Origin of the sequence: Peteryoungia ipomoeae, from assembly GCF_004912165.1 — a bacterium.
Taxonomy (GTDB): Bacteria; Pseudomonadota; Alphaproteobacteria; order Rhizobiales; family Rhizobiaceae; genus Allorhizobium; species Allorhizobium ipomoeae.
The window spans coordinates 245,644-262,809 of record NZ_STGV01000001.1; the positions used below are offsets into that span (position 1 = coordinate 245,644).

Annotated in this window: 19 protein-coding genes; 6 read left to right on the forward strand and 13 right to left on the reverse strand. The window is 60.0% G+C overall.

Going from position 1 to position 17,166, the window contains the following annotated elements; genetic code table 11:
• Nucleotides 1–2: 2 nt before the first annotated feature.
• The 4 genes from FAA97_RS01145 to FAA97_RS01160 form a co-directional block, all read right to left on the reverse strand.
• Nucleotides 3–416, reverse strand: a complete 414-nt coding sequence (locus FAA97_RS01145) for a TIGR02588 family protein (RefSeq protein ID WP_136596696.1) — start codon at nt 414–416, stop codon at nt 3–5.
• Between the two features lie 8 nt (nt 417–424).
• The gene (locus FAA97_RS01150) at nt 425–1,294 is read right to left on the reverse strand and encodes a TIGR02587 family membrane protein (RefSeq protein WP_136596697.1); all 870 of its coding nucleotides are present in this window, start codon (nt 1,292–1,294) and stop codon (nt 425–427) included.
• Nucleotides 1,295–1,398: 104 nt separating this feature from the next.
• Complete coding sequence (locus FAA97_RS01155) at nt 1,399–3,402, reverse strand: DEAD/DEAH box helicase (RefSeq protein ID WP_136596698.1); 2,004 nt, start codon at nt 3,400–3,402, stop codon at nt 1,399–1,401.
• Nucleotides 3,403–3,590: 188 nt separating this feature from the next.
• Entirely contained in the window at nt 3,591–4,133 is a 543-nt protein-coding gene (locus tag FAA97_RS01160) for a GNAT family N-acetyltransferase (protein ID WP_136596699.1), read from the reverse strand.
• 276 nt (nt 4,134–4,409) lie between these two features.
• Between FAA97_RS01160 and FAA97_RS01165 the strand changes: the two genes are divergently transcribed.
• Both FAA97_RS01165 and FAA97_RS01170 read left to right on the forward strand, forming a co-directional pair.
• Nucleotides 4,410–5,039: a 3'-5' exonuclease gene (locus FAA97_RS01165; RefSeq protein WP_136596700.1), complete on the forward strand. Its 630-nt coding sequence runs from the start codon at nt 4,410–4,412 to the stop codon at nt 5,037–5,039.
• 49 nt (nt 5,040–5,088) lie between these two features.
• Nucleotides 5,089–5,583 (forward strand): CreA family protein, encoded by a 495-nt coding sequence (locus tag FAA97_RS01170; RefSeq protein ID WP_136596701.1) that lies wholly within the window; start codon nt 5,089–5,091, stop codon nt 5,581–5,583.
• A gap of 65 nt (nt 5,584–5,648) precedes the next feature.
• Here FAA97_RS01170 and FAA97_RS01175 read toward each other — a convergent pair whose 3' ends face one another.
• The 4 genes from FAA97_RS01175 to FAA97_RS01190 all read right to left on the reverse strand — a co-directional run bounded on the left by FAA97_RS01175 (nt 5,649) and on the right by FAA97_RS01190 (nt 9,605).
• On the reverse strand, nt 5,649–6,005 hold the full coding sequence (locus FAA97_RS01175) for a hypothetical protein (RefSeq protein ID WP_136596702.1): 357 nt from the start codon (nt 6,003–6,005) through the stop codon (nt 5,649–5,651).
• Nucleotides 6,006–6,236: 231 nt separating this feature from the next.
• The gene (locus FAA97_RS01180) at nt 6,237–6,701 is read right to left on the reverse strand and encodes a chemotaxis protein CheW (protein ID WP_006725961.1); all 465 of its coding nucleotides are present in this window, start codon (nt 6,699–6,701) and stop codon (nt 6,237–6,239) included.
• Nucleotide 6,702: 1 nt separating this feature from the next.
• Nucleotides 6,703–8,670, reverse strand: coding sequence for a methyl-accepting chemotaxis protein (locus FAA97_RS01185; RefSeq protein WP_136596703.1), 1,968 nt, complete (start codon nt 8,668–8,670; stop codon nt 6,703–6,705).
• A 143-nt stretch (nt 8,671–8,813) separates the two neighbouring features.
• Nucleotides 8,814–9,605, reverse strand: coding sequence for a DUF2189 domain-containing protein (locus FAA97_RS01190; RefSeq protein WP_136596704.1), 792 nt, complete (start codon nt 9,603–9,605; stop codon nt 8,814–8,816).
• Between the two features lie 413 nt (nt 9,606–10,018).
• Here FAA97_RS01190 and FAA97_RS01195 point away from each other — a divergent pair, with 413 nt between their 5' ends.
• A complete protein-coding gene (locus FAA97_RS01195; RefSeq protein ID WP_136596705.1) occupies nt 10,019–10,618 on the forward strand; it encodes an SCO family protein in 600 nt (199 codons plus the stop codon).
• Between the two features lie 83 nt (nt 10,619–10,701).
• Entirely contained in the window at nt 10,702–11,583 is an 882-nt protein-coding gene (locus tag FAA97_RS01200) for a 50S ribosomal protein L11 methyltransferase (RefSeq protein WP_281281287.1), read from the forward strand.
• Between the two features lie 153 nt (nt 11,584–11,736).
• Here FAA97_RS01200 and FAA97_RS20985 read toward each other — a convergent pair whose 3' ends face one another.
• Complete coding sequence (locus tag FAA97_RS20985; protein ID WP_168800885.1) at nt 11,737–11,910, reverse strand: hypothetical protein; 174 nt, start codon at nt 11,908–11,910, stop codon at nt 11,737–11,739.
• A 236-nt stretch (nt 11,911–12,146) separates the two neighbouring features.
• Here FAA97_RS20985 and FAA97_RS01205 point away from each other — a divergent pair, with 236 nt between their 5' ends.
• Nucleotides 12,147–13,982, forward strand: coding sequence for an aminopeptidase P family protein (locus tag FAA97_RS01205; RefSeq protein ID WP_136596707.1), 1,836 nt, complete (start codon nt 12,147–12,149; stop codon nt 13,980–13,982).
• 41 nt (nt 13,983–14,023) lie between these two features.
• On the opposite strand, the gene FAA97_RS01210 is transcribed toward FAA97_RS01205, so the two are convergent.
• Entirely contained in the window at nt 14,024–14,332 is a 309-nt protein-coding gene (locus FAA97_RS01210; protein ID WP_136596708.1) for an AzlD family protein, read from the reverse strand.
• A complete protein-coding gene (locus FAA97_RS01215; protein WP_136596709.1) occupies nt 14,329–15,024 on the reverse strand; it encodes an AzlC family ABC transporter permease in 696 nt (231 codons plus the stop codon). The genes FAA97_RS01210 and FAA97_RS01215 overlap by 4 nt, the downstream gene beginning before the upstream one ends.
• A gap of 136 nt (nt 15,025–15,160) precedes the next feature.
• Here FAA97_RS01215 and FAA97_RS21205 point away from each other — a divergent pair, with 136 nt between their 5' ends.
• Nucleotides 15,161–15,433, forward strand: a complete 273-nt coding sequence (locus tag FAA97_RS21205) for a DUF2164 domain-containing protein (RefSeq protein WP_246041311.1) — start codon at nt 15,161–15,163, stop codon at nt 15,431–15,433.
• Nucleotides 15,434–15,448: 15 nt separating this feature from the next.
• On the opposite strand, the gene panB is transcribed toward FAA97_RS21205, so the two are convergent.
• Both panB and panC read right to left on the reverse strand, forming a co-directional pair.
• Entirely contained in the window at nt 15,449–16,276 is an 828-nt protein-coding gene (gene panB / locus FAA97_RS01225; protein WP_136596711.1) for a 3-methyl-2-oxobutanoate hydroxymethyltransferase, read from the reverse strand.
• 1 nt (nt 16,277) lies between these two features.
• Nucleotides 16,278–17,150, reverse strand: a complete 873-nt coding sequence (gene panC, locus FAA97_RS01230; protein WP_136596712.1) for a pantoate--beta-alanine ligase — start codon at nt 17,148–17,150, stop codon at nt 16,278–16,280.
• Nucleotides 17,151–17,166 lie beyond the last annotated feature (16 nt).

The following is a 17,166-nucleotide window of genomic DNA, read 5'->3' on the forward strand; positions in this document are numbered from 1 at the left end:
TTCTACGGCTTGCGGTAGCCGACCGTACGGATTTCCAGCTCAAATTCCGCGGGATTTTGGCTAAAAAACAAACCGCCGCGGGCTGTCGAGTGGCCTGGCACATAGTCCAGCGTCGCCGAGGCCTCTTCAACTTTTTCGCGATTCGTGGAAAGGTCCGCTTCAATCCCGACTTCGGCTGCCGTTTCGCTTGCTGTGTTGGTGACTTCAAACTCCACAAGCCACCCCGCACCCACCTTCGTCACATGGGTGGTCTCGACGGACAGGTCGGGAGGGGTCTCGTTCGAGTCGAAAAGATCGATGGTGATCCAGCCGATCAAGGCGCTGACCAGGAGGACGGAGAGAATGCCGATGATGGTTTGAACCCAATAGTTTCCGGTGGATTTCGAGCTTCGTTTCATGTCTTTATTGTCGGTCATTGGCGGTCCTAGAGGATCAAACGCGCGGCGGCAGCGCCTATGGCGGCGGGAAAGGCCAGGACGATCACGCCAAGCAGGATCTCGATGCTTGCGAGGTCATCGATGCTTTGCAGGGTCCACATCGAATAAAGGCTAACCATCAACGCGACGGCATATCCTGGAACCGTGAAGTGCAGGAATGCTTTCCAACCACCATCTTCTGGCCCAGCTTGATGGCTCCCGCGAAAGGCGACCGCATAGACGAAGCCATGCATGATGATGAGGGAAACGCAGATCAGGGCAAGGGCGTGCCAATGGGTAAGCTTGTAGGCAATGAGGATCACTTCCTCTGTTGGCGCCAGGTTCAACGACAGGAACAAAGCCCCGACGGCCATCATAAATAATTCTGTGGCGTAACCCGCCGTATTGTCATCGCCAGGGCTGCTGCGGTCTGCGTCGTCATCTTCATCATCCGGTTCAGCCATGCTGAGCTGGCTTCTGCCAAGCAACGCGCCGATGCTGGCCGGGACAGCCTGGATGCCGACCATGCTCACCCATTGCCGGGGCGGCATGTCGAAGGTGATGACGCCGAGGAGGATGAGGATGAATGCGCTTGCCACTATCCCCATGGCATAGGCGACGACGGCATCGCGCGCGCTGTCACGCCAGGTTATCGTGCGCTCGAAGCCGATGCGATGCGACAAGAGAACGAGAAGCGGCAGATTGACGAGAAGAAGCAGGAGCAGCCGGCCCTTAGGAATTGAAAAGCCCAGATGCCACATTTCCATGGTCATCAGCATCGGCAGCGAAAACAAAAGGGCCCCTGCCAGGCCCCTTGCCAGTCCGCGAAGATAGCGCTCCTCGAACGCTACCTGGTCTGACCTTGTGATGCTATTCACGTCTGCCCCCTTGCATTCTCTGCGTGGAGGAATGCGGGCATGGTGAAATTGTTCCACGCCCCACTCAATGGTGTCGGGGCGTGGGGCCCAGAGCTTACGCGCGCTTAACTGCGCGGTTTTGGCGACTTCTTTGCAAAGCCCGGCTTGTCAGGGCGGGATGGCTTGCCATCCCGCTGCGCTGCATTCGAAGGCCGTTTTGCCTGGAATTTTCCGGCGGGCCTGTCACGCTCTCCCTTCGGGCCGCGTGAGGGAGCATCACCCCAGACTTCGGCATCCTTGGCCGCCATCTGGTCCTGGCGCTTGCCGCCCCAGGCCTTGTCGTCCTTCTTCTTGCCGTCATACGGCTTGCGGTCGCCGAAGGGCTTCTTGTCGCCGAAGCTTTTCTTTGCGCCGTAAGGCTTCTTATCGCGACCGTCTTCAGCGGAACGGTCGTCACGCGGCGGCCGCGGTGCCCGCTCTTTCTGTGGAGCGTTGAAATCCGGTACGCCCTCGACGCGCGCAATCCGCACGCCCTTTTCGAGCGTCATGTTCTGGCCCACGGCAGACAGGAAGGTCTCGACACCATCTTCGGCGATCTCGACGAAGGTTTCTTCCTGCTGGATGCGGATCGCGCCGATCTCGTTCTTGGTGATGTTGCCGTTGCGGCAAAGCATCGGGATCAGCCAGCGTGGCTCTGCGCTCTGACGACGGCCAACCGAAACCGAGAACCACTTGCTGGCACCCAGCTCGGCGCGCGGGCGTGGCGGCGCCTTGGACGCATCGTCGTTCTCGCGGGCCTTGCGCTGCTGTTCGATGTTGATCGGGATCAGATCTTCAGGCGCGGAACGGTTGACGCGCTGCAGACGAAGGTAAGCTGCTGCGACCTTCTCTGCGCCATGGGTCGCAATCAGCGTCTCCACCATGGCAGCCTCGTCCTCGTTCGGTGCGTCCTGCAGCGACGGGTCAGCCAGGAGTCGTTCATCATCGCGGGCCTGAACTTCGTCCGCGGACGGCGGCAGGGCCCACGTGGGGCGAACATTCGCGCCGCCCAGCAGTCTCTCTGCCTTGCGACGTGCGCCGACAGGCACGATGAGGGCGGAGACGCCCTTGTTGCCGGCGCGACCCGTGCGGCCCGAGCGATGCAGCAGGGTTTCCGAATTGGTCGGCAGGTCGGCGTGAATGACAAGTTCGAGGCCCGGAAGGTCGATGCCGCGCGCAGCGACGTCCGTTGCGATGCAGACGCGGGCGCGACCGTCGCGCATGGCCTGCAGCGCGTGGGTGCGCTCGTTCTGCGACAGCTCGCCGGAGAGGGCGACGACGGAAAAGCCGCGATTGTGGAGGCGTGCCGTCAGGTGATTGACCGCTGCGCGGGTCGAGCAGAAGACGATGGCGTTGCGTGCTTCGTAGAAGCGCAGCGCGTTGATGATGGCGTTTTCCTTGTCCGGATTGGCCACGACGAGCGCACGATATTCGATATCGACATGCTGCTTCTTTTCGGACACGGTCTCGATGCGCCGGGCATCGCGCTGGTAGCTCTTGGCCAGATCGGCGATCGAACGCGGAACCGTCGCCGAGAACATCAGGGTGCGGCGATCATCCGGCGCTTCCTCGAGGATGAATTCGAGATCTTCGCGGAAGCCGAGGTCCAACATCTCGTCGGCCTCATCGAGCACCGCGACGCGCAGCTGCGACAGATCGAGCGCATTGCGGGTGATGTGGTCGCGCAGGCGGCCGGGCGTGCCGACGATGATATGGGCGCCACGTTCCAGCGCACGGCGTTCGGTGCGCACATCCATGCCGCCGACGCAGGAGCCGATGATCGCGCCGGCTTCCGCATACAGCCATTCGAGTTCGCGCTTGACCTGCATCGCCAATTCGCGCGTCGGCGCGATGGCGAGCGCAAGCGGGGCGCCGGCGCGACCAAAGCGTTCATCCGAACCCAACAGCGTCGGTGCCATGGCAAGGCCGAAGGCCACGGTCTTGCCGGAACCCGTCTGAGCAGACACGAGGGCGTCGCGCGTTTCCAGCTCAGGGTCAATCATCGCCTGCTGCACGGGCGTCAGGGTGTCATAGCCACGTTTGCGCAAGGCCTCGGCGATCGCCGGGACGATGCCGTCAAAATCAGTCATCGGTTGGGTCTTTCGAAATGCGTTGAAACTGCTGGCCACGAGGCCTCATCCGCGATGTGCGGGTATGTTGAGCCGTTCCTAGCTGCACATTGCCAGAAAGTATAGAGGGCAGCACGCCAAAAGGCTGACTATGATGAAGGCTGAGGGCCTGTATGCCGGTCCTTCAGCCTGGGCTGAGGTGCCAGCGATCACACCTTGCGGACTTTTGCCATCACCAGTGCGTCGACAAAGGCGCCATCGCGATAGGCGTAGTCGCGGTGTATGCCCTCCCGCTCGAAGCCGAAGCTTTCGTAGAGGGTGATTGCTGCCAGATTGTCGGTGTAGACTGTCAGGTCCAGTCGGCGAAGGTTGAGCCAGTTGTCGGCAATGGCGACGAGTTCGCCCAGCAGAGCCCTTCCAATTCCACGCCGCTGATAGGCGTCATGAACTCCCATGCCGATACTGGCGGCGTGGCTCCGTCGCCCTTGATACCGATGAAGCCCGGCATTGCCGACCATGATATGGTCGATGAAGCCCGCCAGCGATACCGAGTGTTCGTCCAGATCGTCGATATGTTTCCTGACGCTGGACGGGGAAGGGTAGGGCATCCGCAGTGTGCCATATCGGCAGCCAGGAAGGCTCTGCAGCGCCGCCAGTTCCTCTGCATCGTCAGGTCGTATCGCACGAATGGTCAGGCCCGCTGGCCATCGGGCGCCAGGGGAAACCGGATGGGAAGATGGGATGTCTTTCATGTCTGCTCCTTTCAGGTGTTGAGGAGCAGAGGCATTTTGCAACCCTGCTCGCTTGTGCAGGGTTGGCGGGTATGAAGGCAAATCAGCTTCCAGACACACGCTTCCCGCACCGTTTCCCCATGAGAAAGGTGGTCAGATGAAGCACTACCAGTGGCTTTCTGTTTGCAATCATGGCGCGATGGTCGTCTGGCTTGGGTTTCTTGTCAACTGCATTGCGCGGTCCGTCGATCGGTCTCGGTTGTTGTCCGAATCCGGGTGAAGGTTTATGCGACACGCATGTCAACTGTATCTGCACCCAGCGGCAAGACCATTGCCATCGATTTTGAAACCGCCAACGAAGAGCGGGGCAGTGCCTGTTCTGTGGGGCTTGCCTGGATTGAGGGCGGATCTGTCGTGCGGGTCGAAGAACGGCTGATCCGGCCGAGATCCATGCGCTTTTCCTCCTTCAACATTGCAATTCATGGCATTCGCCCCGAGCATGTCGAGGACGCCGGCGAGTTTCCAGAGGTCATGGATGAGTTCGCCGACGACTTTGCGGGTGCGACGATGATCGCGCATAATGCGGCGTTCGATTTTTCCGTTTGGCGCGCGTCGTTGGATGGGTATCGTATGCCGTATCCGAGCTTCAACTACCTCTGTTCGGTCAAATTGGCCCAGAAGGTCTGGCCACATCTGCCATCGCACAAGCTCAACATTCTTGCTGGTCACCTTGGCTTGCGCTTCATCCATCATAATGCGGCGGAAGATGCCGTTGTCTGCGCATCCGCGGCGATTGCCATGACGCGCGACAAGGGTGTTGACCATGTAATGGATCTGGCCCGGTTGATCGGCCTCAACCCGGGCATGCTGCATCCGCAAGGCTATCGGGCCTGTTCGGTAGCAAAGCCATCGCGCCGCGCCTTGTAACGTCTTTGTGAGTGCCTACTTCTCAGGAGGTATTCCAATGGAGGTCTGCATGGCACTGAAAAATCGATTGCTCAATTTGGGTGCGGCCCTCGTCTTTGGCCTCGTGCCCGCTGTTGCATGTGCAGAGGTTGTCGGGAAAGTCGGGGTGGACTGGGTCGGCAACGATATCATCGTAGAGGCCATCAATGACCCGCAAGTCAAGGGCGTCACTTGCCATGTGACCTATTTCGACCGCTCGCTGATTGATCGGCTCAGCAACGGCAATTGGTTCGAGGACCCTTCGAACAATTCGATCGCCTGCCGTCAGACGGGCCCCATCGAAATCGGTGATATCGATCTGTCCGACGGGGGCGAAGAGGTTTTCCGCGAGGGGAGGTCGATCATCTGGAAGTCGCTCTACGTCAACCGAATCTACGACAAGACGAACGACACCTTGATCTACCTGGCCCATTCGCGGCAAGTCGTCGAGGGGTCGGCCAAAATGGCGATTTCGACTGTCCCTTTGTTTGATCAAGCGGTGGTCTGGACCAAAGGCAAGCCTTGATCCCATATGAAAGAAACCCCGGAGCCGGCGGGCTCCAGGGCTTCGATCTTTGATCGTTCATGTCGTTACTTGACGTAGACGATCTTGCCGCCGTTTGCAGCGGTCTGCACTTCGATAACGTTCATCGCCTCAACGCTCTGAGCCTGCAGGGCCTGGGCTACGGCCGGGTCCGAGCTCACTGCGGTCTGGGCTTCTGCCATGGCTGCCTGGTCATTGGCGAGCTGCTCAAGACGGGTATGTTCCTGGCGGTTCTGGTCGTTGTCCAGGCTATCGAGCCGAACGATGCTGACGCCTTCAGTCGTGGTGGCGGCGGTGGTGGTGCTGTCTACCATCGGCGTTGTTGCGGTCTGGGCAAGGGCGACGCCGGAAAGCGAGGCAACAGACATGGCGCTGGCAAGGGCAAGTTTAATTGCGGTGTTCATAGTATTTCTCCTTTATTCCCTTCGGAAATCTCTGCCTCGTTGGAAGCACTGGAGAAACGGCTAGATGATTGTTCGGTTCCGAAAGAATAATTAAATATTTATATCGTTTAAACGAATTTCTTGGGTATCGCGAAGGCTTGGTGCTTTATTTCATCTCGTCTGAGACTAGTTCAACGCTGAAAGCCGGCCGCGCGATGGCGCGGCCGGCCTTGGGAAGATTGTTCAGTCAGATCAGGCAGCCTGTGCCAGCTCGTCGGCAATGACCGTGTCGAGGTTGAGGAAGCAGACCATGGACTTCTCGAGCGCGACAATGCCGCGGCAGAAGGCGCGCTGGGCTTCCGGAATGATTTCCGGTGCCGGCTGCAGGTCTTCGCTCTTGATCGTCATCATGTCGGAGACCTGTTCGACCAGAAGGCCGACGAGTTTGCCGGCGATGTCGGTCACGATGATCGCCGCGCGCTCGGACGGCTCGGTCATCTTCATGCCAAGGCGGCAGGCCATGTCGATGACCGGGATAACGGCACCGCGCAGGTTGATCAGGCCGAGAACATAAGGCGGCGTATGCGGCATCGGCGTGACCGGCGCCCAGCCGCGAATTTCGCGGATTGCCATGATATCGATGCAGAATTCCTGGTCGCCCAGGTGGAACGATACGATTTCCAGGTATGCACCTGACTGCTTGATTGCATTGCTCATTTTAGAACTCTTCCCAGTGTTCTTCCGCCTTGGCTAAGCTTGCCGTCGCCAGGGCGGTGCGATTGTGTCGGACGGTCATGCCTTGGCCAGACCGGATCTGCGGTGGTTCGGCCATAGGGCGCGGAGCCGCAGAAGCCGTGGATGCTTGGCCATGAGCAGGTGCAGCGCCGTTCATTCGGAACTGCCCGACAAGCCGCGTCAATCCTTCCGCGTCGCTCGCCAGGGTGTGGCTTGCCGCATTGGTCTGCTCCACCATTGCCGCATTCTGCTGTGTGACCTGGTCCATCTGTCCGACGGCCGCGTTGATCTCACTCAGTCCCGTTGATTGTTCACGCGCGCTGGTAACAATTGCCTTAACAAGATCATTGATTTTCACGACTTCTTCGCCGATTCCGCTCAATGCTTGTCCAGCAGCGGTCACCAGCTCCACTCCGATGCCAACTTCCTGCGTCGATCGGGACACCAGGGTCTTGATATCGCGCGCCGCATCGCCCGCGCGGCCGGCCAGCGCACGGACCTCTTGGGCGACCACGGCGAAGCCTTTGCCCGCATCACCGGCTCTTGCGGCCTCGACGCCCGCATTGAGCGCCAAGAGGTTCGTCTGAAAGGCGATTTCGTCGATGACGTTGATGATCTTGCCAATCTCGTTCGATGCGTCCTGAATGCGTCCCATAGCCAATGTGGCATTGCTGACGACTGCGCCGGATTCGGCAGCACGCTCCTTGGTATGGGCTACCATTCGCGAAGCCTCTTCGGCGCGTTCGGCTGCGGTGTTCACGGTGGTCGTCAACTGGGCGAGGGCGGCTGAGCTTTCCTCAAGCGATGCTGCCTGCTGTTCCGTCCGCTTGGCCAGGTCGTCGGCCGCCGCGCGCATTTGGTGACTGTTGGCACGGATGGAGCTGCTATTGACGGCAATCTCCGTCATTGCGGTGCGCAGCTTTTGGCCGACCAGATTGAAGTCAGTCCGCAAGCGCTCCAGTTCGGTCGGGAAGTCTGCCGTGATTTCTGTGCTGAGGTCGCCTTCCGAGAGACGGGTCAGCCCTTCCGCAAGGGCGTCGACGGCCAGCCGCAGCGAGCGGCTATCGGCTTCGAGTATCGCGGCACGGGCCTCGCGATCCCTGCGGGTTGCCTCGCTCTCGGCCTTCGCGCGCTGTTCGAGTTCGAGTTTTTCGATGGCGGCCAGTCGGAAAACGTCAGCCGCCCGAGCCATGTCGCCGATCTCGTCGCGGCGGTTGGTGGCCTCGACAGGGCGCTGATAGTCGCCGTCGACGATGCTCTGCATGCTTTGGCGGATACGGTTGATGCCGCCAACAATGGCGTTGCCGTGGATCAATTGCAGGATCAGCACTGAAAAGAATGCGATGACACCCAGCGTCAACTGGATCGTCAGGGATTCGCGGCTTCTTGCCTTCGCTTCTTCAACGCCAAGATTGACCAAACCGTTGCCCAAGGTTGCCAGTTCTTCCAGGGTCGCAGAAATCCGATTTCCGGCGCCGTCAATCGCATCGTCGATTGCGCTGAACTCGTCTTCCGGGGCGCCGCTTTCAATCAGACGTGCAAGGTCTACTTCGACCGCTATCGACAGGACGTTCAGGTCCTCTCGATAGGTCGCCAGCAATGCGCCGCGTCCGGCTTCCATTGCAATCGTTTCCAGCGCGCTTTGCTTCTCGGCGAGTTGCGCGAGGGCGTCGTTGATGATCTGCGCTCTCTCGGGTTGGATTGCGCCTTCGCCTCTGTCGATAATGCTGTCCATGGCGGCCAGCACCATATTGGCATTGGCCAACCGCATTTCATTGACCTGCTCGACAACTGCCTGAATGTCGGTTGCTCGAAGGAGCGCGGATTCCTGCTTGGCGTTCTCGTACCAGCCAACGACCAGCATGGAGCCCACACCGAGCGTGGCAACACCTGCAAGTGTCAACATTCGCATCTTTATGGAGAAAGAACTTCCCGAGCGAATTTTCGTCATTCTTGGACCGCCGAGCTTGCGCTCGGCGCGCCAAAAGCGGGCAGAGCGCATCCACAAACTGCGCAGCCCCATGGCCAGCGCTTCCAAGTAGCGATCATTGACAATATTAGTTAACGCTTGCCTAAGCGTATCGGGAAATCCGGTTATTCTTCGAAGCGCACCGCCCGGCGGTAAAGGTGCCATGTCGCGTGACCGGCAACAGGCAGCACAATTAAAAGGCCCAGAAAGAGTGGAACGAGAGCCACGACGGCGGCGCCGGCGACGATGATGCCAAATGTCAGCATCGGCAAAGGGTTTTCCATGACGGTGCGCATACTGGTCAGCATTGCCGTGACGAAATCGACTTCTCGTTCCACCAGCATAGGCATCGAAATGACGGTTACGCTGAATAGCAGCGTCGCCAAAATGCCGCCGACCACTGTGCCGATAGCGAGAAAGGCAAGACCCTCCGGTGTTTGCAGGGCCACCTGGGCAAAGCCCTCGAGGCTTGACGGAATGCGGAAGCCGAGGAACAGCGCCATCAAAAGGCGAACCTGGTAGATCCAGATCCAGAAGATAAAGAGCACGACGAATGCCATCCAAGATAGCTGGCGCTCACGCTGGCGAAATACCTCGGCCAGAACCGCGCGCCAGGTCACGGGTTGTCCGTAAAACGTCCGGCGGCTGATGTCGTATAGGCCGACGGCGATGAAGGGGCCGACCAGCGGAAAGCCGATCGCCACAGGAATGATCATCCAGGGCATCTGAAAATAGAACAGCATCGCCAGAATGAAGAGGCCGCCAACTGCGTAGATTGCGCCGAAAAACAGGCCCATCGTGCTGTGTCTCGTGAAGTCGCGCCATCCAGCTGCGAAGCTTGCGAAGACATCGGCGATCTGAAGCTGGCATATATGCGGCTTGGGGATCGGTGCGCCTTTGAGTGCCTGCTGTTCCATCCGCTTCCTCCCAAGCCATGTGAACGCAATCTGTCGCCAGAGGAGAGCGCCTTCCGCCGCGCACGTCAAGATGGATCTACGTATGAGCCGGCCATCTATGCGGATCGTAAAAGGTCGGTTATCATCGGCTTATGTCGAAAACCCAAACAGTATCTGTTGCTTTGCCGCCGCTCGCCATTGGCCTTTTGATTGTAAGCTTGCTCGCAGCAGGTTTTGCGGGCTGGCTGCATTTTGGGTCGGGCATATTTCTGTCGCTGATCGAAAGCGGTCTCACCTACTGTTTCTAAAGAAGACCTGCAGTTCGTGCTGGCGCGACAAATGCGCCCCCTTGCCAGCTTTCCTGTTGTTTGCGGTTGATTTGGGCCGAGGCTGGGCGTAACGGGCTGCCATCGATCCACGATGGGGCAAGACTTATGAAGGCTGTACGGATCATTCTCTGGAGCTGCGTTCTCGTGATGGCGGGCCTTCTGGCGTGGCTCACCTATTCGGTCACCGCTCCTGGCCAACGATTGGCGGAAGGACCGTTCGGTGTGCCGTTCGAGCTGTTCGACCAGAATGGCAAGGCAATCACGGAACAGGCGTTCCGCGGCAAGCCGACTGCGCTCTTTTTCGGCTTCACCCATTGCCCCGAAGTCTGCCCGACGACGCTGTTTGAGCTCGACGGCTGGATGAAGCAGGTCGATCCCGACAAGACGCTTTTGCAGGCCTATTTCGTGACGGTTGATCCCGAGCGCGATACGCCGGAACTGCTCGGACGCTACATCTCCAACGTCACGGATCGAATCGTCGGCATTGCCGGTGATCCGGCCAAGGTCGCCGAAGTCATCAAGGGCTATCGCGTCTATGCCAAGAAGATACCGGTAGACGAGAGCCAGCCGAATGGTGACTACACCATGGATCACACCGCGTCTGTCTTCCTTCTGGATGCGGAAGGTCGCTTCAAGGGCACGATCGCCTATGGAGAAAACCCCGAGACGGCCGTCCAGAAGCTCACCAATCTGGCAAAGGGCTGACCCGCGGCTTTCAAGTGCGGTTGCCAGCTTGGTCTGGGCGGTGTAGCGGACTGGGTTCAGATTAAGCGCGAGGGATGCCGACCTTGGAAATCCGTTTGTACGTGTCCACCACGGAAGTGGGCGCAAACCGCATTCTTGAATTGATGAGCTTCGCTTTCGGCGAAGAAGACTATGCCATCGCCACCACCGAGATTGATGAGAAGGCCGACATCTGGGAGGCCTCCATCTATCTGATGATGGCGGATGAAGAGGATGTGCGTCCGCGCTTCGAAGCCTGCCTGGAAGAGGAATTTCCGGAAGCATCGATCGAGCGGGAGGTCATTCCTGACATCGACTGGATCGCCAAGTCTCTCGAAGGGCTGAAGCCGGTTAGGGCTGGGCGTTTTCTCGTCCACGGTTCGCATGACCGCGACAAGGTGCAGCCGCATGATCTGGCCATCGAAATCGACGCGGGCCAGGCGTTCGGCACCGGGCACCACGGCACGACGGCCGGCTGCCTGGAGGTGATCGAGGATGTGGTGCGCTCCCGCAAGATCCGCAACGCACTCGATCTTGGCACCGGCAGCGGCGTGCTTGCCATCGCTGTCCGCAAGATGGTGCGCATCCCCGTGCTGGCGACCGATATCGATCCGATTGCCGTCCGGGTTGCCCGCGAAAATGCGCGGCGAAACCAGGTGGTCGAGGGAATTGATTTTCGCACCGCTCCGGGTTTCCATTCGACGGCCTTTGGCCAGCATGCGCCCTTCGATCTGATTATCGCCAACATTCTGGCCCGCCCCTTGATCAAAATGGCGCCGCAGCTTGTCGCGCATCTGGCGCCTGGCGGAACGGTTATCTTGTCCGGAATTCTCGCCAGTCAGCGGTGGAAGGTCATTGCCGCCTATAGTTCGGCCGGCCTCTCCCATGTCCGAACCATCTGGCGCAACGGCTGGGTCACCATCCACTTCACGCGCGGCAAGGGCTAAAAGCCGGCCAACCGCTCTTCGATCCGACCTCAATAGAAAAGGCGGCTCGCGTCAGCGAACCGCCTTTTGGGCACCTGCTTTGGGTGCCACTCTGCGAGCCTGGGAGGAGAGCTCAAGCAGAGACTACTCGGTCTCGGTTTTAAACCGAGCGGATTAAAACAGCGCGCGCTGGGCCGGGCGGCGGCGGAGTTCTTCGCGGCTCAGACCCATTGCCTGCAGCGAGGTGTCATCCAACGAAAGCAGAGCGCCCGTTGTGTAGAGGTCGGCACGACGCTGGCGGGCTTCGACGAGGTTGTTGAAAGCTGTGCGCAGGAATGACTTTGCCATCTCTCTGTTCCTTTTTGTTGCGACGCAACATCCGCGCCGCCGATGCACAGTACATAGGTCATTTCAGCGACATGTGTCAGTGGCTTTGGGGCAGGGGAGCCCTGCGAATGCTGCATAGCAACATGAGAACGCCGAAATATTTGGCATAGCACGTCGCAGATCTGTCGCCGTGGTGGGCATCTGCCTGTCGGCTTGCTATAAGCGATGCGTATTTTCACACCAATCTGCAGGCCCTCATGTTTCAGTCATTCGAAGTCAAATCCACGCCTCAGCACGGCAAGGAGCGCATTGCCGCCTTGCGCGCTCTGTTTCCGGAACTCTCCGTCGATGCGGTCCTGATCCCGCGCTCGGATGAGTATCTCGGCGAATATGTTCCCGCCTGTGCCGAGCGTCTGGCCTGGGCCACCGGCTTCACAGGGTCGGCCGGTCAGCTTCTGGTGACGGCGACGGAAGCCGTTGTCTTCGTCGACGGTCGCTACGTGACGCAGGTCGAGCAGCAGGTCGATATGAGCGTGTTCTCCCGTGGTGACCTGGTCAATGAACCGCCGCACAAGTGGATTGCGGCGCATGTGCCGAAGGGCTTCCGTCTTGGCCTTGATCCGTGGATGCACACGGGGGCCGAGGTCAATCGCATCGAGAAAGCCCTTGAGGACGTCGGTGGCACGCTTGTGCTTCTGCCGTTCAATCCCGTCGATCGGCTCTGGACGGATCGTCCCGCCGAGCCGATGGGCGCCGTGGCCATCCAGGCCGATCATCTCGCTGGCGTCTCCGCTGCCGAGAAGCTTTCACGGATTGCCTCCGACCTCAGCGCGAAGAAGCTGGATGCCGTGCTGGTGACGGACCCGTCCTCGGTTGCCTGGATCTTCAACATTCGTGGCGCCGATGTTCCCCATACGCCGCATCCGCTCGCTCGCGCCATCGTCAGGGCGGATGGCAGCGCGGAACTGATGATCGCCGAAAAGAAGCTGTCGGCATCGGTCATGGAGTATCTCGGCAAGCTCTGCAGCCTTGTTGATCCGGCCGAACTTCCTCGACGGCTGGAAGAGCTCGCCTCTGGCGGCCGTCGTGTGCTGGTCGATCCCGATCTGACCTCCTATTCCCTGATCTTCATGCTCCGTCAGTTCGGCAGTGAGATCGTCGAAGGCAATGATCCGGCCAAGCTCGGTCGCGCTGTGAAAAACAGCGTCGAGCTGAATGGCTCAGCGGCAGCGCATCTCCAGGATGGCGTCGCCGTGGTCGAGTTCCTGCACTGGTTCTCGTCGCAGCCCGCCGGGAGCCTGACCGAGATCTCTGCGGCGCAGGCGCTGGAGGCGAGCCGCGTCAAGGTGGGCGAGCGGATGCAGAACCCACTGAAGGATTTGTCCTTCGAGACGATCTCCGGTGCCGGTGAACACGCGGCCATCATGCATTACCGTGTCACCACCGAAAGCGACCGCGTGATCAACGATGGCGAAATGTTCCTCATTGACTCCGGCGCGCAATATGTGAACGGCACGACCGACATTACCCGCACTGTGGCTGTCGGCGCCGTGAGCGAAGAGCAGAAGCGCTTCTTCACCCTCGTGCTGAAGGGCATGATTGCGATCAGCACGGCCCGCTTCCCGAAGGGGACACGCGGCTGCGATCTCGATCCCTTGGCACGCATTGCACTCTGGAAGGCCGGTGCGGATTTCGCTCATGGCACGGGCCACGGTGTCGGCTCTTATCTGTCCGTCCACGAAGGTCCTCAGCGCATTGCGCGTTTATCCACGCAGGAGCTCTTGCCGGGCATGATCCTGTCAAACGAGCCGGGCTACTACCGCCCCGGCAGCTTCGGTATCCGCATCGAAAACCTTGTCTATGTGCAGGATGCTGCAGCGATCGAAGGTGGAGATCAGCCGATGCTCGGCTTCAAGACGTTGACCTTCGTGCCGATCGATCGGCAGCTGGTCGTCGAAGATCTCTTGACGCGGGATGAGCTGCGCTGGCTGGACGACTACCACATGCAATCCAGAGAGGCGTTGTTGCCGCTGATCGACGATCCCAAGACGAAGGCGTGGCTGCTTGCTGCAACCGAACCGTTCAACCGGTGAATGCTGCGCGCGATCCGCTGGTTTTGGCCGGCGGATCGCAATTACAGTGTCTGTCGCGCCAGCATGACCGCTGCCCAGCCGATCACCAGCATCGGTATTGGCGGCAGGCGAAGGCCGACAACAAGCGCGACCAACATGGCAATCTTCACGTCAGTGCCACCGGAGAAAAAAGCCGGCGCGACCAGCGTGGTGAGAACCGCTGCCGGCACCGCATTCAGCGCGGCCTCCAGCCTTGGCGGCATCACTTTCAGCCGCTTTACCAGGAAATAGCCGCCAATCCGTGTAAGGTAGGTTGCAGCCGCCGAGGCGAGGATCAGCAGCACCATGTAGGGTGTGAAAAGCCCGCTCATGCCGCGTCCTCCGTCACAGCTGGGGGCAGGATGGCCGCCAGTGTCACGCCGGCAAGGGCACCGATGCTGATATGCCAGGGCGAGCCAACGATGTGCTGCGCCACGATGGCAACAACGGCACTGACCACGGCGACGGCCAAGAAGTTGTCACGCTTGCGGAAGCTCAGAACCAGACCCATGAAATAAAGCGGCAGCAGGATGTCGATGCCCCATTTCGCCGGGTCTCCCATCATCGATCCGACCAGGCCACCGACCGCGGTCAGCGCGACCCAGGGCACGTAAATCATCGCGCCGAAGCCTGCATACCAGCTGAATGTCACGGGTCTGCCGCTTTCGCCCCGCGCCAACGTCTCCGCAAACTGCGGGTCTGTCAGGACGAAAAAGCTGAGTGCCTTCTGGGCGCCGGTGAAGTGGTCCATGAACGGCGTGATGGCTGCGGAATAAAGGATGTGGCGGAAGTTGACCGCCAGAATGGACAACACGACGACCCACATCGGGACCGATTGGCCAAACAATTCGATACCGACCAGCTGGCTCGCGCCTGCATAGACCGTGGCACTCATTAATGTCGCTTCCGCCACGGTCTGTCCGTTGGCGACGGCAACCGCGCCGAACAGGACCGCGAATGGACCGGCGGAAACCATGACGGGGAGGGCGCGCAGCGCGCCTTCGAAGAATTCTGGACGGGACATCGTATTCTCTCGTGATCTAAGGTCAGCTAACCTGTCCAATGTCCCTGTGCAAACCAATAGGATTGATGGATCAGCGCGGGAAATTGATGGCTGTCGCCCGCGTGGACGAACGCGAAACTTTTGGGAGGCAATCGGTTTGGCTCAGAATCAGACGGGGACACTTTTGCAGAAGGCGCTGGCAACGGAACTGCGCAACAACATCGTGGCGACACTGTGCCGTCATCTGCGTGAGGAACACGAGGTCGAGCTTGGTCGATTCGAGGCCGAGGAACTTCTGGATCTCGTCGCCGGTTTGGTCGGGCCGCATTACTACAACGAGGGCCTGCGCGACGCGCAGGCTCTGCTGGCGCGCCAGGTCGACGAGATCAATGAGCGTTTGTATGAGATGGAGCGCCAGCCGGAAGGTTAGGCGCCCGATGTCTCGTCATTTTTTTGGACGGATCTGGAACGTATGCTCCGGGCCGGGGAAAGTGCGTGCCTTCACCTCGTCTGCATAGTCCGCGACTGCCTGATCGATGATCGTCGCAAGTTCGGTGTAGTGCTTGACGAAGCGCGGCTTGAATTCGTTGAAGAGCCCCAGCATGTCGTCGGACACAAGTATCTGGCCGTCGCAAGCCGGCGACGCGCCGATGCCGATCGTTGCCGCAGACAGTTCGGTCGTGATCTCGCGCGCCAGCGGTTCGACCGTGCCCTCAATGACGATGGCAAAGGCCCCCGCCTGATCGATGGCGCGGGCATCGCGGCGGATCTTGTCCTGCTCCGCCTCACTGTGGCCCTTGGAGCGATAGCCGCCCGACGTATTGACCTGCTGCGGCATTAGGCCGACATGGCCGAACACCGGAACGCCGCGGCTGACGAGGAAGGCGACTGTTTCGGCCATTTCCTCGCCGCCTTCGAGCTTCACACCGTCGCAGCCGGTTTCCTTCATCAGGCGAACTGCATTGCGGAAAGCCTGTTCCTTGCTCTCCTGATAGGCGCCGAAGGGGAGATCGACGATGACGCAGGCGCGCGATGCGCCCCGCATGGTTGCCTGTCCATGGGCCACCATCATGTCCATGGTGACCCCAACGGTGGTTTCCATGCCATAAAGCACCATTCCGAGGCTGTCGCCGACCAGAAGCAGATCGCAATGCCGGTCCATGATCTTCGCAACAGGCGTCGTGTAGGCCGTCAGGGAGACGATCGGACGATTGCCCTTGAGGGCTGTGATGTCTGCGGGCGTCAAACGCTTCTGACGGGGTGGGGTGCTCATATTATGCGGCCTCCATGCCGTTGGCGGCCGACTGGCCGATGATGCTGTTGTCGAGAAGTTTCGTCTGGCCGAAGCGCACATAGAGGAGCACGAGCGCGCGCTCCTCGACCGTATCGATGGGCTCAAGGGTCTCGGGATCGCGAATGGCCACCACTTCCGGTCGGGCAAGCGGTTCGCTTGTCAGGAATTCACGAAGTTTTGCTTCCAGTTCGGCGACATTCCTCACACCTGTCAGAAGCAGGCGCTCGGCTTCAGCAAGCGTCTTCGGAACGATGACCGCTGCTTCGCGCTCTGCCGGGCTCAGATAGACATTGCGCGATGAACAGGCGAGGCCGTCTGCTTCGCGTACGGTCTCAACCGGAACGACGCGAACCGGTTGGGCCAGGTCCTCGACCATCTTCCTGATGATCGTCACCTGCTGATAGTCCTTGCGGCCGAAATAGGCGGCATTGGGCTGGACGATGTTGAAAAGCTTGGTGACGACGGTGGCCACGCCGGCAAAATGGCCGGGGCGCGCTTCGCCTTCCAGCTCGGAACCAAGCTTCGGCAGGTCGACCACGGTTTGCATGGGCTCCGGATACATGTCCTTGACGGTCGGAGCAAACAGGTAGTCGACTCCAGCTTCCACCAGCATGGCGCGGTCGCGCGCGAGATCGCGCGGGTATTTGTCGAGATCCTCGTTTTTGCCGAATTGCAGCGGGTTGACGAAGATCGAGACGACCGTGACATCGTTTTCGGCACGGGCCCGGTTCACCAGCGTCAGATGACCCTCATGCAGGTAACCCATGGTCGGCACGAATCCGATGCTGCGCCCGGCGCGGCGATGAGGCGCGAGCTTTTCGCGGAGCTCGGCGATCGTGGTGATGACGTCCATGTCTGGCGTCCTCCCT

Coding starts and splice junctions, on each gene's coding strand:
- FAA97_RS01145 (WP_136596696.1), bottom strand. CDS start 416: ATGACCGACAATAAAGACATGAAACGAAGCTCGAAATCCACCGGAAAC.
- FAA97_RS01155 (WP_136596698.1), bottom strand. CDS start 3,402: ATGACTGATTTTGACGGCATCGTCCCGGCGATCGCCGAGGCCTTGCGC.
- FAA97_RS01160 (WP_136596699.1), bottom strand. CDS start 4,133: ATGAAAGACATCCCATCTTCCCATCCGGTTTCCCCTGGCGCCCGATGG.
- FAA97_RS01165 (WP_136596700.1), top strand. CDS start 4,410: ATGTCAACTGTATCTGCACCCAGCGGCAAGACCATTGCCATCGATTTT.
- FAA97_RS01170 (WP_136596701.1), top strand. CDS start 5,089: ATGGCACTGAAAAATCGATTGCTCAATTTGGGTGCGGCCCTCGTCTTT.
- FAA97_RS01175 (WP_136596702.1), bottom strand. CDS start 6,005: ATGAACACCGCAATTAAACTTGCCCTTGCCAGCGCCATGTCTGTTGCC.
- FAA97_RS01180 (WP_006725961.1), bottom strand. CDS start 6,701: ATGAGCAATGCAATCAAGCAGTCAGGTGCATACCTGGAAATCGTATCG.
- FAA97_RS01185 (WP_136596703.1), bottom strand. CDS start 8,670: ATGACGAAAATTCGCTCGGGAAGTTCTTTCTCCATAAAGATGCGAATG.
- FAA97_RS01190 (WP_136596704.1), bottom strand. CDS start 9,605: ATGGAACAGCAGGCACTCAAAGGCGCACCGATCCCCAAGCCGCATATA.
- FAA97_RS01195 (WP_136596705.1), top strand. CDS start 10,019: ATGAAGGCTGTACGGATCATTCTCTGGAGCTGCGTTCTCGTGATGGCG.
- FAA97_RS20985 (WP_168800885.1), bottom strand. CDS start 11,910: ATGGCAAAGTCATTCCTGCGCACAGCTTTCAACAACCTCGTCGAAGCC.
- FAA97_RS01205 (WP_136596707.1), top strand. CDS start 12,147: ATGTTTCAGTCATTCGAAGTCAAATCCACGCCTCAGCACGGCAAGGAG.
- FAA97_RS01210 (WP_136596708.1), bottom strand. CDS start 14,332: ATGAGCGGGCTTTTCACACCCTACATGGTGCTGCTGATCCTCGCCTCG.
- FAA97_RS01215 (WP_136596709.1), bottom strand. CDS start 15,024: ATGTCCCGTCCAGAATTCTTCGAAGGCGCGCTGCGCGCCCTCCCCGTC.
- panB (WP_136596711.1), bottom strand. CDS start 16,276: ATGAGCACCCCACCCCGTCAGAAGCGTTTGACGCCCGCAGACATCACA.
- panC (WP_136596712.1), bottom strand. CDS start 17,150: ATGGACGTCATCACCACGATCGCCGAGCTCCGCGAAAAGCTCGCGCCT.